This is a genomic window from Geodermatophilus sp. YIM 151500 (assembly GCF_025716945.1).
Classification (GTDB): domain Bacteria; phylum Actinomycetota; class Actinomycetes; order Mycobacteriales; family Geodermatophilaceae; genus YIM-151500.
Genome location: NZ_JAOVZT010000002.1, coordinates 276125 through 289299, shown reverse-complemented (window position 1 = coordinate 289299; position 13175 = coordinate 276125). Strand labels below are relative to the sequence as shown.

13 protein-coding genes and 1 tRNA gene are annotated in these 13175 nt (G+C 75.0%); 4 read left to right on the top strand and 10 right to left on the bottom strand.

What is annotated here, in order from left to right; all coding sequences use genetic code 11:
* Positions 1-5: 5 nt before the first annotated feature.
* The 6 genes from OF117_RS04920 to OF117_RS04895 form a co-directional block, all read right to left on the bottom strand.
* Entirely contained in the window at positions 6-545 is a 540-nt protein-coding gene (locus tag OF117_RS04920; RefSeq protein ID WP_263551686.1) for an XdhC family protein, read from the bottom strand.
* Entirely contained in the window at positions 542-1570 is a 1029-nt protein-coding gene (locus tag OF117_RS04915) for an aldo/keto reductase (RefSeq protein ID WP_263551685.1), read from the bottom strand. The genes OF117_RS04920 and OF117_RS04915 overlap by 4 nt, the downstream gene beginning before the upstream one ends.
* Before the next feature lie 47 nt (positions 1571-1617).
* On the bottom strand, positions 1618-2400 hold the full coding sequence (locus OF117_RS04910; RefSeq protein ID WP_263551684.1) for an aldo/keto reductase: 783 nt from the start codon (positions 2398-2400) through the stop codon (positions 1618-1620).
* 93 nt (positions 2401-2493) lie between these two features.
* The gene (locus tag OF117_RS04905) at positions 2494-3699 is read right to left on the bottom strand and encodes an HNH endonuclease signature motif containing protein (RefSeq protein ID WP_263551683.1); all 1206 of its coding nucleotides are present in this window, start codon (positions 3697-3699) and stop codon (positions 2494-2496) included.
* A gap of 286 nt (positions 3700-3985) precedes the next feature.
* A complete protein-coding gene (locus OF117_RS04900; RefSeq protein ID WP_263551682.1) occupies positions 3986-5197 on the bottom strand; it encodes a cystathionine gamma-synthase in 1212 nt (403 codons plus the stop codon).
* Positions 5194-6576 carry a cystathionine beta-synthase gene (locus OF117_RS04895; protein ID WP_263551681.1) on the bottom strand — a complete coding sequence of 461 codons (1383 nt, stop codon included), beginning with the start codon at positions 6574-6576 and terminating at the stop codon, positions 5194-5196. The genes OF117_RS04900 and OF117_RS04895 overlap by 4 nt, the downstream gene beginning before the upstream one ends.
* A gap of 204 nt (positions 6577-6780) precedes the next feature.
* On the opposite strand from OF117_RS04895, the gene OF117_RS04890 reads away from it, so the two are divergent.
* Positions 6781-7290 carry a VOC family protein gene (locus OF117_RS04890; RefSeq protein ID WP_263551680.1) on the top strand — a complete coding sequence of 170 codons (510 nt, stop codon included), beginning with the start codon at positions 6781-6783 and terminating at the stop codon, positions 7288-7290.
* 72 nt (positions 7291-7362) lie between these two features.
* On the opposite strand, the gene OF117_RS04885 is transcribed toward OF117_RS04890, so the two are convergent.
* From OF117_RS04885 to OF117_RS04870, 4 genes are all read right to left on the bottom strand, one after another.
* Positions 7363-7659 carry a GNAT family N-acetyltransferase gene (locus tag OF117_RS04885; RefSeq protein ID WP_263551679.1) on the bottom strand — a complete coding sequence of 99 codons (297 nt, stop codon included), beginning with the start codon at positions 7657-7659 and terminating at the stop codon, positions 7363-7365.
* 115 nt (positions 7660-7774) lie between these two features.
* Positions 7775-7848 (bottom strand) — tRNA-Met (locus OF117_RS04880).
* Complete coding sequence (locus OF117_RS04875) at positions 7826-8059, bottom strand: hypothetical protein (RefSeq protein ID WP_263551678.1); 234 nt, start codon at positions 8057-8059, stop codon at positions 7826-7828. The genes OF117_RS04880 and OF117_RS04875 overlap by 23 nt, the downstream gene beginning before the upstream one ends.
* The gene (locus tag OF117_RS04870) at positions 8056-9642 is read right to left on the bottom strand and encodes a BCCT family transporter (protein ID WP_263551677.1); all 1587 of its coding nucleotides are present in this window, start codon (positions 9640-9642) and stop codon (positions 8056-8058) included. Before OF117_RS04870 ends, OF117_RS04875 begins: the two co-directional genes overlap by 4 nt.
* Positions 9643-9776: 134 nt before the next feature.
* On the opposite strand from OF117_RS04870, the gene OF117_RS04865 reads away from it, so the two are divergent.
* The 3 genes from OF117_RS04865 to OF117_RS04855 all read left to right on the top strand — a co-directional run bounded on the left by OF117_RS04865 (position 9777) and on the right by OF117_RS04855 (position 13080).
* Positions 9777-11219, top strand: coding sequence for a threonine/serine exporter ThrE family protein (locus OF117_RS04865; RefSeq protein WP_263551676.1), 1443 nt, complete (start codon positions 9777-9779; stop codon positions 11217-11219).
* Positions 11220-11294: 75 nt separating this feature from the next.
* Positions 11295-11840 carry a hypothetical protein gene (locus tag OF117_RS04860; protein ID WP_263551675.1) on the top strand — a complete coding sequence of 182 codons (546 nt, stop codon included), beginning with the start codon at positions 11295-11297 and terminating at the stop codon, positions 11838-11840.
* A gap of 79 nt (positions 11841-11919) precedes the next feature.
* A complete protein-coding gene (locus OF117_RS04855; protein WP_263551674.1) occupies positions 11920-13080 on the top strand; it encodes a serine hydrolase domain-containing protein in 1161 nt (386 codons plus the stop codon).
* Positions 13081-13175 lie beyond the last annotated feature (95 nt).

The following is a 13175-nucleotide window of genomic DNA, read 5'->3' as shown; positions in this document are numbered from 1 at the left end:
GGCCGTCAGCGGCCGGCCGGGCCGTGCGCGAAGCCGCCGGTGCGCCCGTTGCGGTCGGCGAGCAACCCGGCCAGCGTCGAGACGGCGATCTCGGGCGGGGTCCGCGAACCGATGTCCAGCCCGATCGGCCGGTGCACCCGAGCCACCTCCTCGGGCGGCACGCCGAGCGCCGCGAGCGCCCGCACGTGCGGCCCCTCGTGCCGCGGGTTGCCCATCACGCCGATCCAGCGGGTCGGGCAGGCCAGGGCGTCGCGCAGCAGCTCGCCCAGCTCGGGGCGGTGGTGGTCGGTGACGACGACGTCGGCGTGCCCGCCGGCCAGCTCGGCGCCCAGCTCCGCGAAGCCGCGCGCGACCACGTCCGGCGAGCCGTCCGGCTGCCGGTCGGGGTCGGGCTCGACGAGCACGGTGCGGTAGCCGAGGTCGGCGCCGTAGCGGACCAGCGCCGCCGCCACCGGCGACGCGAAGACGGCGACCAGCAGCCGGTCGCCGTGCACCTCGCCGGCCGCGGAGCCGTGCGCGACGCCGCAGGTCGGGTCGGCGGTCACGCCACCTTCTCCGGGCTGTCGCCGTACCGGTAGGACGCGTCGGCGTACCGCCCGCCGGTCGCCGCACCCGGCGGCGCGATGGCCTCCAGCCGCGCCAGGTCGTCGGTCGAGAGCTCGACCGCGGCGGCCGCGACGTTCTCCTCCAGGTAGGCGCGCCGCTTGGTGCCCGGGATGGGGACGACGTCGTCGCCCTGGGCCAGCACCCAGGCCAGCGCGAGCTGGCCGGGTGACACCCCCTTCTCGTCGGCCAGCGCGCGGACGGCGTCGACGAGCCGGAGGTTGGCGGTGAAGGCCTCCCCCTGGAAGCGCGGGTGGCTGCGCCGGAAGTCGTCCTCGTCGAAGTCCGACGGATCCTTGATCTGCCCGGTGAGGAAGCCGCGGCCGAGCGGGCTGAACGGCACGATGCCGATACCGAGCTCCCGGGCGGTCCCCAGCACCGTGTCCTCGCCCGTCCCACCGCCCCCGGCCACCTCGAGGTCGCGGGTCCACAGCGACCACTCGCTCTGCAGCGCCGCGATGGGATGCACCGCGACCGCCCGCCGCAGCGACGCCGCGCTGGCCTCGGACAGCCCGAGGTGGCGCACCTTGCCCTGCTGCACGAGCTCGGCCATCGCCCCGACGGTGTCCTCGATCGGCACCTCGGGGTCGACCCGGTGCTGGTAGTAGAGGTCGATCGTGTCGACCCGCAGCCGGCGCAGGCTCGCCTCGGCGCGGGCGCGCACGGTCTCCGGCCGCCCGTCGATCCGCCGTCCGCTGTGCGACAGCGAGAACTTCGTGGCCAGCTGCACCTCCTCGCGCCGTCCGGTGATCGCCTCGCCGACCAGCTCCTCGTTGTGCCCGTCGCCGTAGACGTCGGCGGTGTCGAGGAAGGTCACGCCGAGCTCGAGCGCGCGGTGGATCGTGGCGATCGACTCGTCGCGGTCGGCCGCCCCGTACATCTGGCTCATGCCCATGCAGCCGAGGCCGAGGGCGGGGACCACGAGGCCGTCGCGGCCGAGGGTGCGGGTGCCCAGCGAAGAGGTCATGCCCGCATCCTCGCCGCCGGGGCCCGGCCCCCGCCAGGCCGGGCCGGTCAGCCCCGGGCCAGGCCGTCGATCCGGCGCACCTCGTCGTCGTCCAGCGAGAAACCGGTGACGGCGGCGTTGGCGCGGATCCGCTCGGGGGTGGCCGACTTGGGGATGACCACCACGCCGTGGTCGAGGTGCCAGCGCAGCACCACCTGCGCGGTGCTCACCCCGTGCGCGTCGGCGATCCCGCGCAGGACGGGATCGTCGAGGTCGGTGTTCTTGAACGGGCTGTACCCCTCGAGGACGACACCACGCTCCCGGTGCCCGGCCTCGACCGCCGCGTCGTACTTCGACGGGGCCCAGCTCACCTGGTTGACGGCGGGCGCGACGCCGGTCGCGTCCGTCACCGCGTCGATCTGGGCGAGCGAGTAGTTGCTCACGCCGATGTCCCGGGCGCGGCCGGCCTCCCGCTCCTCGACGAAGTGCGCCCAGAGGTCCTCACCGGCGCCGCCGGGCGGCCAGTGGACCAGCCACAGGTCGACGGCGTCGACGCCGAGGGCGTCGAGCGAGGCGTCGAGCGTCTGCGCGGCGCGGTCGGCGTTGCGGGGCGGCAGCTTGGTCGTCACGAAGACCTCGTCCCGCGGTACGCCGGAGTCGCGCAGCGCCCGGCCGACCTCGGCCTCGTTGCGGTAGAGCGTGGCGGTGTCGAGGTGCCGGTAACCGACGTCCAGGGCCGTGCGGACGGCGTCGTAGCACTGCGAGCCGGTGATCTGCCAGGTGCCGAATCCGAGGAGCGGCATGCTGCCGCCACCGGGGAGCCGGGCTGCGGGGACCGCGGTCTGCGTCATGCCCCCTCCCCTGCCCCGCCGACGCCGTCCGGACACCGGCTCCCGCAGCGGTGATGGCCCATCACCGATGGACCGACCCGGCCAGCCGCATTGTCAGACGAGCAGCGGTGGGCTGAGCGTGATCTCGGTGCCGTCGGGCCGGTAGGTGCGCCATCGGCCGCCGGGATCTCGCTGGACCCGGAAGCCGTGGTGGACCTTGGTGTGGTGACGCTCGCAGAGCAGCGCCGAGTTCCCGACGCTGGTCACGCCTCCGAGCACCCATTCGATCAGGTGGTGGACGTCGCACCAGTGCTTGGGCGCCGCGCAGCCGGCGAACACGCAGGCCCGGTCGCGCAGCTCGACGGCCTTGCGGATGTGCGGCGGGACGACCCGCCGGGTGCGCCCGACGTCCAGCGGGAGCCCGTCGGGGTCGAGCAGGACGCGGAGGACGCTGCCGTCGCAGGCGAGCCGGCGCGCACCGGCGGCGGACAGCGGGCTGCCGAAGGCCGTGGTCGCGGCGCCCGGCCCGGTCGTCGGGTCGAGGAAGTCGGCCGCCGGCACGGTGACCACGACGGTGGGCTTGACGGTGCGCAGGATCGGCAGGTCGCCGGCGGCCAGCTGCTTGTCGGCCAGCTGCACCAGCGCGTCGGCGAGCTGCTGCGCCCGGGTGCGCCGGTCGCCCTGGGGGCGGTTGGCCTGCACGATCGACTCGAGCGCGGCCAGGAGCTTCTCCCCGCCGACGGCGTCGAGCTGGCCGCGGATCAGCACACTGCCGGCGCCGTAGCCGGCGATGGACAGCGCGCGGCCCTCGGTCGGGTCGGGTTCGGGGCCATCGGTGTCCAGCCGCGCGAGGTAGTGCCCGACCGCGGCCCGCAGCCGGGCGACCGACCCCTCGGCGGCGAGCGCCGCCAGCGTCCGGTCGACCTCGCCCAGGTCGACGCCTTGCGCGGCGGTGGCGGTGCGCCGCGCCTGGTCGGCGATCGGGGCGACGACGTCGACCTGGTCGGTGGTGACGGCGCCGGCGGCGTGGGCGGCGGTGAGGGCCGGCAGGTGCTCCAGCGCGCGGCCGTGGCGGACGAGCCGGGCGGCCGTGCCGGGCGCGGCGTGTCCGCGGCCGCGCAGCCAGGACTGCATGGTGGCCAGGCCGTCGAACTCGGCCGCGGAGGTGAGGTCGGCCTCGCGGATGGTGCGGGTGAGCTCGGCGTCGAGGCGGTTGCGGGCGGCGAGCAGTTGGGCGGCGCGCTCGAGCAGCTGGGGGCCGAACATGACGTGCAGGTCGTCGGCGGCGAGCGCGTCGAGTGCCGACTGCAGCTCGCCCACGACCCCTCCCTAGATTCGATCAGCTGTTCGAAGGATACCCGCCAGACAAGGGGCCCGGCAACACGAAACCGCAGGTCAGGACCCTCTGGACAACAAGGTCGAGCGAGACCCGCGTGGGGTTGCGGGCCTCCCGCCTCGCGCGACCGTCCCGCCAACGCGCGACGTGGCCCGGCGCTCGACGGTGGTCATGCTGGATGCGGAACCGCCGGGTGCGCCGGCGGCCGGACCCGACGGTCCCGGGAGGACCAGCGGTGCTCAGGTGGACATCCGACGCCGGCACCCACAGTCAGCCGAGGGCCTGGTCGAGGTCGGCGAGCAGGTCGTCGGCCTCCTCGATGCCCACCGACAGGCGCACCAGGTCGGCCGGCACCTCCAGCGGCGAGCCCGCGGCGCTCGCGTGCGTCATCCGGCCAGGGTGCTCGATCAGCGACTCGACCCCGCCCAGCGACTCGGCCAGCGTGAACAGCCGCGCCCGCTCGCACACCCGCAGCGCGGCCTCCTCGCCGTCGCGCATGCGGAACGAGAGCATGCCGCCGAAGCCGGACATCTGCTCGGCCGCGACGTCGTGGCCGGGGTGGTCGGGCAGCCCCGGGTACAGCACCGAGGCCACCGCCGGGTGCCCGGCCAGCCACGCGGCGATCCGCGCCGCGTTGTCCTGGTGCCGGTCCATCCGCACGGCCAGCGTCTTGATGCCGCGCAGCACCAGCCACGCGTCGAACGGTCCGGCCACCGCGCCCATCGCGTTCTGGTGGTAGGCCAGCTGCTCGCCGAGGCCGCCGTCGGCAGCGACCAGGGCTCCCCCGACGACGTCGGAGTGCCCGCCCAGGTACTTGGTGGTCGAGTGGACTACGACGTCGGCACCGAGGGTGAGCGGCTGCTGCAGGTACGGCGAGGCGAAGGTGTTGTCGACGACGAGCAGCGCGCCCGCGGCGTGCGCGATCTCGGCCAGCGCCGCGATGTCGGCGATGCCGAGCAGCGGGTTGGTCGGCGTCTCGCACCAGACCACCCGTGTCGTCGGCCGCACCGCCGCCCGGACGGCGTCGAGATCGGTCAGGTCGGTCGGCGTGTGCTCCAACCCCCACCGCGCGAGCACCTTCGACAGCAGCCGGAACGTGCCGCCGTAGGCGTCGCCGGTGAGGACGACGTGGTCGCCGGGGGCGCAGACGGTGCGCAGCAGGGTGTCCTCGGCGGCCAGCCCCGAGGCGAACGCCAGCCCGGCCGCACCCTCCTCCAGCGCGGCCAGCGCCTCCTGCAGCGCCGTCCGGGTGGGGTTGGCGCTGCGGCTGTACTCGTAACCGCCGCGCAGCCCGCCGACGCCGTCCTGCTTGTAGGTGGTGGTGAGGTGCACCGGCACGATCACCGCCCCGGTCGCGGGGTCCGGCTCCTGGCCGGCGTGGATGGCGCGCGTCGTGAAGCCGCGGTACCGGCCGGGGCCGGTGGCCCCGGCGCCGACGGCCGTCCTCGTGTCGTCCCCGTCCATCGGCACCGGACCGCTCACCGGGCCACCCCCGCCAGGTGGCCGAGCACGTCCTGCCGGGTGACCACACCGGCCGGCTTGCCGTCGACGTGCACGACGAGCGCGTCGGCGGTGCCCAGCGCCGCCACGGCGGCGGCCACCGGCTCGCCCGAACCGATGATCGGCAGCGGCGGGGACATGTGCTTCTCGACCCGGTCGGACAGGCTGGCCTTGCCGGCGAAGAGCGCGTCGAGCAGTGACTTCTCCTCGACGGCGCCGACCACCTCGCCCGCGGTGATCGGCGGCTCGGCCCTGACCACCGGCATCTGGCTGACGCCGTACTCCCGCAGGATGTTGATCGCCTCGCGCACCGTCTCGTTCGGGTGGGTGTGGACCAGCGACGGCGTCGCGCCGTCCTTGGCCTGCAGCAGCTCGCCGACCGTCTCGCCGCCACCGACGGCGAGGAAGCCGTAGTCGGCCATCCACTTGTCGTTGAAGATCTTGGCCAGGTAGCCGCGTCCGCCGTCCGGCAGCAGCACGACGACCACGTCGTCCGGACCGAGGCGCTGCGCCACCCGCAGCGCGCCCGCCACCGCCATGCCGCACGAGCCGCCGACCAGCAGGCCCTCCTCGCGCGCCATCCGCCGGGTCATGGCGAAGGAGTCGCCGTCGCTGACGGCGACGATCTCGTCGGCGATGGACCGGTCGTAGGCGTCGGGCCAGAAGTCCTCGCCCACGCCCTCGACGAGGTAGGGCCGGCCGGTGCCGCCGGAATAGACCGACCCCTCCGGGTCGACGCCGACGACCCGCACCCGCCCGCCGGAGGCCTCCTTGAGGTAGCGGCCGGTCCCGCTGATCGTCCCGCCGGTGCCGACGCCGGCGACGAAGTGCGTGATGCGCCCCTCGGTCTGCGCCCAGATCTCCGGGCCGGTGGTCTCGTAGTGCGACCGCGGGTTGGCCGGGTTGGCGTACTGGTCGGGCTTCCAGCCGCCCGGCGTCTCGCGGGCCAGCCGGTCGGACACCGAGTAGTAGGAGCGCGGGTCGGCGGGGTCGACGGCGGTGGGGCAGACGACGACCTCGGCGCCGTAGGCCCGCAGCGTGTTGACCTTGTCCTCGGCCACCTTGTCGGGGCACACGAAGATGCACCGGTAGCCGCGCCGCTGGGCGACGAGGGCCAGCCCGATGCCGGTGTTGCCGCTGGTCGGCTCGACGATGGTGCCGCCGGGCCGCAGCGCGCCGCTGGCCTCGGCCTCGTCGACCATCCGGACGGCGATCCGGTCCTTCACCGAGCCGCCGGGGTTGAAGAACTCGACCTTGGCCAGCACCAGCGGCGCGTCCGGGCCGAGGTCGCGGGGAACCGAGACGAGCCGGACCAGCGGGGTGCCGCCGATCAGGTCGAGCACGGACTCGGCGTACTGCACGGGAGCGCCTCCTCGGGGCCTGGCGGGCGGACCGGGCACCGGCGCCCGCGGACCTCCACCCGCCGACGCCATCCCACCAGACCCGCGGGGCGGCCGGGGTGCCGCTCCCCGGACGCGCCCGCGACGGCGGTCGGCGGGAAGCCGGGCCGCCCGCGCGCGGTTGTTCCCCGCCACCGAGCCCGTCGATCGAGGAGGATGCGCGGCATGAGCACCGCCGAAGGCACCCGGGACCTGACCGCGCTGGAGGCCGAGCGCGAGCGCATCCGGCGGGCGCACCTGCGCCCGGCCGGCGAACGGCCGGCCTCCACCGCACGCGGGCTGCACCACACCGCGCTGATCAGCAGCGACGTGGAGCGGACCGTCCGCTTCTACCAAGACGTGCTCGGCTTCCCGCTCACCGAGCTGATCGAGAACCGCGACTACCCCGGCTCCTCGCACTTCTTCTTCGACATCGGCCACGGCAACCTGCTGGCCTTCTTCGACTTCCCCGGCCTCGACGTGGGCCCGTACGCCGAGGTGCTCGGCGGGCTGCACCACATGGCGATCAGCGTCGAGCCGGAGCGCTGGCACGAGCTGGTGCAGCGGCTCACCGACGCCGGCGTGGAGCACGTCGTCCACAGCGGCGTCTCGGTCTACTTCCGCGACCCGGACGGCGCCCGCATCGAGCTCATCGCCGACCCGCTCGGGGAGATGTACGGCGCGAAGGTCCTCTGACGCAGAGTCGAGCGTGGGCGCCGACGCCCGGTTTGCGAGCCGGACAGGGGGCGTCAGCGCACACGCTCACCGTCAGGACCGCTCCTCGGCCCGCGCGACCAGGTCGGCGTACTCCGGGTGCCGCTCGATCCAGCCGCGGACGAACGGGCACGAGGCCACCACCCGCTCGCCGCGGGACCGGACGTCGTCGAGCGCCGCGCGCACCAGCCGGCTGCCGAGGCCGGACTCGCCGGCGTCGGGGTCGACCTCGGTGTGGGTGAACACGCGCAGGCCGCCGCGGCGCTCGTAGGCGGCGATGCCGAGCACCGTGTCGCCGTTCCGGATCTCGTAGCGGCCGGCGTCGGGGGCGTCGGTGACGGTGGTCTCCATGCCCGCCCCAACCCGGCGTCCCCCACCGCTGTTCCGGCGCGCACGGTGCCCGGGTCGGCCGGCCCGGACGCGACGAGGGCCCGGTCACCGCGGTGACCAGGCCCTCGTCGTGCAGTAGCGGGGACAGGATTCGAACCTGTGACCTCTGGGTTATGAGCCCAGCGAGCTACCGAGCTGCTCCACCCCGCGTCGGTGCTCTCCACCGTACACGGGATGCCCCGTGCCGTCCGCGCCGCGCCCGGTGGGCCCGCGTGATGTCGGGCACGAGCAGGACGAGCGTGCCGAGCAGGAACAGCGAGCTGCCGGCGAGGAGCAGCGCCGAACCCTGGGAGACCGCGACGACCAGGAAGAGCGCGCTGCCCAGGACGTAGGCGCCGTACGCGAGGTCGCGGCCGGTCACGCCTTGCCGCTCCCCGCACCCACCGGGTCACGGCCGTCGGAGCCGCCGTCCCGACCGCCGTCGGATGCGTGGCCGTCGCCGGCGACGGCCACGGCCGGCCGGTGCCCGGCCGGGACCTGCTCCCCGCGCAGCGCCCGCACCAGCGACACCAGGACGAGCAGCAGGACCACGGCGAACGGGAAGGCCGCCACGATCGACGCCGTCTGCACGCCCTCGAGGCCGCCGCTCACCAGCAGCACCGCGGCCGCGGCCGCGATGACCAGCCCCCAGGTGACGGTGACCGATCGGGCCGGGTCGCGCCCGTCCTCGCTCGACAGCGACCCGAGCACGAAGGTGGCCGAGTCGGCGCTGGTGACGAAGAAGGTCACGATCAGCACCATCGCCGCGACGCCGGCCAGCACGCCGAACGGCAGCGTGTCGAACAGGCCGAACAGCGCCGACTCGGTCGGCAGCTCGGACAGGCCCGCGCCGTCCCGCTCGGCCAGGACGCCGGCGCCGCCGAACACGGAGAACCACAGCCCGCTCACCAGCGTGGGCACGGCCAGGACGCCGACGACGAACTCGCGGATCGTGCGGCCGCGGGAGATGCGGGAGATGAAGGTGGCCACGAACGGCGACCAGGAGATCCACCACGCCCAGTAGAAGACGGTCCAGCCGTTGATCCACGCCGACCGCTCGTCGTCGAAGGGACCGGTCTGCAGGCTCATCCGCGGCAGCTCGGCGAGGTAGCCGCCCAGCGTGGTGGTGAAGGCTCCGGCCAGCCTGCCGGTCGAGGCGGTGAGGAAGACGAACAGGAAGATCGCCACGGCCAGGACGACGTTGGCCGTCGACAGCCACTTGATGCCCCGGTCGATGCCGGACATGGCCGAGACGAGGAACAGCACGGTCACCACGGCGATGACGGCGAGCTGGACGCCGGAGCCGATCCCGACCCCGTCGACGAGGGCGGCCAGGCCGCCGTTGACCTGCGCGGCACCGAGCCCCAGCGAGGTGGCGACGCCGAAGACCGTGGCGACCACGGCGACCGTGTCGATGACCGTGCCCAGCGGACCGTCCACCCGGTCGCCGAGCACGGGGCGCAGCGCGCCGCTGATCGTGGCCTTCCAGCCCTGGCGGAACCGCGCGTAGGCCAGCGCCATCGCCAGCACCGCGTAGATCGCCCACGGGTGCAGGCCCCAGTGGAAGAAGGAGTAGCGCAGCGCATCGCGGGCGGCCTGCTCGCTGCCCGGCTCGGCGGTCGGCGGCGTGACGAAGTGGGCGACCGGCTCGGCCACGCCCCAGAACACCAAGCCGACGCCCATCCCGGCGCTGAACAGCATGGCGAACCAGGCGCCGGCGCTGTACTCGGGGCGGTCCGCGTCGCGACCCAGCCGGATGCGCCCGAAGCGGGAGGCGGCCAGCGCGATGGCGGCGATCAGCAGCACGGTGGCCGTGATCAGGTAGAACCAACCGAACCGGTCGACCAGGAAGGCCCGGGCCTCCTGGGTGGCGGTCGCCAGCGAGCCCGACGAGAGCACGCCCCACAGGACGAACGGGACGACCACGGCGAGCGCGGCCCAGAACACGGACGACGTCCGTTGCACGAAGGAAACTCCTCAGGATCGACGGCAGTCGGTCACCCGGACCTCCTTTCACAAGGCGACGGCTCCGGCAAACCTTTCCCGCACGTGACGGGTCGCACGCCCGTCCGGACGGCGGCGTCCGTCATGGTGGGGCGGTGAGCACCGCGCCCGACCCGATCCGCACGGTCCCTCCCCCGATCGACGGCACCCCGCCCGAGCCCCCCGTGCCCGCCCTCCCGGACGACGCCGAGGAGGACTCCACCGACCGGCGCTCCGCCGACCGGACGCTGGAGCTGGCGCTCCGCATCGGCGACGTGCTGCTCTCCGGCGGCGCGAGCGTCTCGGAGGTGACCGCCACCTGCACCGCGGTCGCCGAGGCCGCCGGGCTGGAGCGCGTCGAGTGCGACATCACCTTCACGTCCATCTCGATCAGCGGGCGGCCCGGTCCGGACGCCCCGCCGGTCAGCGGCATGCGCCTGGTGCACGAGCGGGCGCTGGACTACACGCGGGTGACCGGCGTGCACAACATCGTCACCGACCTCGTCGACGGACGGATCGACCGGGCCGCGGCCGAGCGGCGGCTGCGCACCGTCGTCCGGGCCCGCCACCCCTACCGGCGCGGAGTGGTGACGCTGGCCCGCGCCGCCCTGGCCGGGTCGGTGGCCGTGCTGCTCGGCGCCGGCCCCGTGGTGACCGCCGTCGCACTGGCTGCCACCGTCGTCATCGACCTGGTCATCGCCGCGCTCGCCCGCGCGCAGCTGCCGGCCTTCTACCAGAACGCGGCCGGCGGCGCGGTGGCCACCGCCGCCGCGCTGGCGCTCGTGGCCGCGGACACGGACGTGCAGCCCTCGCTGGTGGTCGCCGCCGGCATCGTCCTGCTGCTGCCCGGGGTCACCCTGGTCGGCGCGGTGCAGGACGCCATCACCGGTTCCTACGTGACGGCGAGCGCCCGGGCCTTCGAGACCTTCCTGCTGGCCGCCGGGATCGTCGCCGGCATCGCGGTCGCCCTGTCGATCGGGGTGCGCGCCGGCTTGCCGGTGCGCATCGGCGACCCGCCGATCCGCGGCCTGGACGAGGTGCCCGTGCAGCTGCTCGCCGCCGCCGTCGTGTCGGCGGCCTTCGCCGTCTCCAACTACGCGCCGCGACGCACCGTGCCCGCCGCCGGCGTGGCCGGTGCTCTCGGCTGGGGCGTCTTCGCGGCCGTCGAGCGGATCGTCGTGTCACCGACGCTGGCGTCGGCCGCCGGCGCGGTGGTGATCGGCATGGGGGGCTACGCGCTGGCCGGGCGGCAGCGGGTGCCCACCCTGGTGTACGTCGCCGCGGGCATCATCCCGTTGCTGCCCGGGCTCACCATCTACCGGGGCATGCGCCAGTTCGTCGAGGGCGCGAGCACGACCGGCATCACGCTGCTCGGCCAGGCCATCGCCATCGGCCTGGCGCTGGCGGCCGGCGCCATCCTCGGCGAGTACGTCGCCCAGGCCGCCCGCCGGGGCGATCCCCGGCACCTGCGGCGGCTGGCCGGGCTGCGGACGGCGGGTCGGCGGCACCGGCGGCCGCACGACCACCCGGCGGCACCGGCCGGCGCGCGTCGGGTGTGACAGCCCCGTCACACCCGTCCCACCGCCACGCGCGCCTTCCGGAGCGTGTCGCTCCGGCGACCTAGAGTCCGGGCCGTGGCGGGGGACGGGACGACGAGCGCCTTCGCCGGTGACCCGCAGCCGGTGGAGGTCTACCACCGGGGCATCTGGTACCTCGGCGAACTGCTCGGCTGGCGGCACGAGGGCGACGGGCGCTGCCTGGCGCGCGTCCGTTGCGTCGTCGACGGCCTGCGGCACTCGGCGTGGAAGGACCTCGCCGACCTCCGGCTGCCCGAGCCGATCGGCGTCGACGAGCCGGCCACCGACGACGGCGACGACGACGACACTCGACCGCACGTGCTCCTGGCCGACCTGCGCACCCGGCCCCGCCCGCCGGCGCACGCCCTCGTCCCCCCGCCCCGGTGGGTTCCGGCGGCCGCGGGACGTCCGGACCCGCGGCCGGGGCCCGGTCGGTCCACCCCGCGGGTGACCACCCCGCAGGAGGCCGCCCCGCAGGAGGCCGCCCCGCACGGAGCCGGCCCGTACGAGGCCGCCGCGCCGCAGGCCGCCACCGGACGGCGCGGTGACGGCCGGGGCGACTGGTCGCACCTGCGCCGCGGGAGCCGGCTCAGCCGGGTGTGAGCCTGCGGGTTTGACACGCCCGCCCGGCGTGGTCAGGGTGACCGACGTTTCGCCGATGACCGGCTGAGCGGAGGCTGCGGTGGACGGTTCGGGCATCGACGGGGTGCTGCAGGACGCGGTCGAGCGGGGCGCGGTGCCGCACGTGGCGGCGATCGTGGCCGACCGGGACGGCGTGCTGCACGAGGGCGGCGCCGGACCGCGGGCGGTCGGTGAGGACCCCGGGACGGTCGACGCCGGCACCCATTTCCGCATCATGTCGATGACCAAGATGGTCGCCACCGTGGCCGCGCTGCAGCAGGTGGAGCGCGGTGAGCTCGACCTCGCCGCGCCGGTGACCGAGTACCGCCCCGAGTTCGGGCAGATCCAGGTGCTCGAAGGCTGGGACGGCGACACCCCGCGGCTGCGCCCTCCGCGGACGCCGGCCACCGTGCACCACCTGGTCACCCACACCTCGGGGCTGGGTTACTGGTTCTGGAACGAGCAGCTGGTCCGCTACCAGGACGCCACCGGGCTGCCCACGGTGCTCGGCGGGGCCCGCGCCCTGATGGCGCCCATGGTGGCCGACCCGGGCACGGCCTTCGTCTACGGCATCGGCACCGACTGGCTCGGCAAGGTCGTGGAGGCCGTGGCGGGCCGGTCGCTCGACGTCGTCGTCGAGGAGCAGATCACCGGCCCGCTCGGGATGGACGACACCATGTTCCTGCTGGACGACGCGCGCCGGGACAACTGCGTCGACCTGCACGTCCGCGGGGCGGACGGCGGCTGGAGGGCGATCGGCGAGCCGCTGCCCCAGCAGCCGGAGTGGTGGGCCGCGGGGCACGGCCTGTACTCGACCCCGCGCGACTACGTCCGGTTCCAGCGGGCCCTGCTGCGCGACGGCGAGCTCGACGGCACCCGGATCCTCCGCCCGGAGACGGTCGACGCGGCCTTCCGCAGCCAGATCGGCGACATCCCCTTCCCCGAGGTGATCCCGACCGCCGATCCGGCGACGACGGACTCGCTGCGCCTGGGGCCGGGCTGGACCTGGGGCCACGGGCTGCTGGTGAACACCGTCGACCTGCCCGGCCGGCGGCGCGCCGGCAGCGGCGCGTGGGCCGGTCTGTTCAACACCCACTTCTGGGTCGACCGCGCCGCCGGAATCTGCGGCTCGATCTACACCAACTCGCTGCCCTTCATCCCGGAGCGGGACGCCTGGCGGACCTACGTCGAGTTCGAGCAGGCCGTCTACGCCGCGTCGTGAGCGCCGGGCCGGGACCAGCGGCCGTGTCAGGCACGCGACAGCGGGTTGGAAGCCGGCGTCGCGACCATCGTCCGCACCGACGGCCAGGACACCGA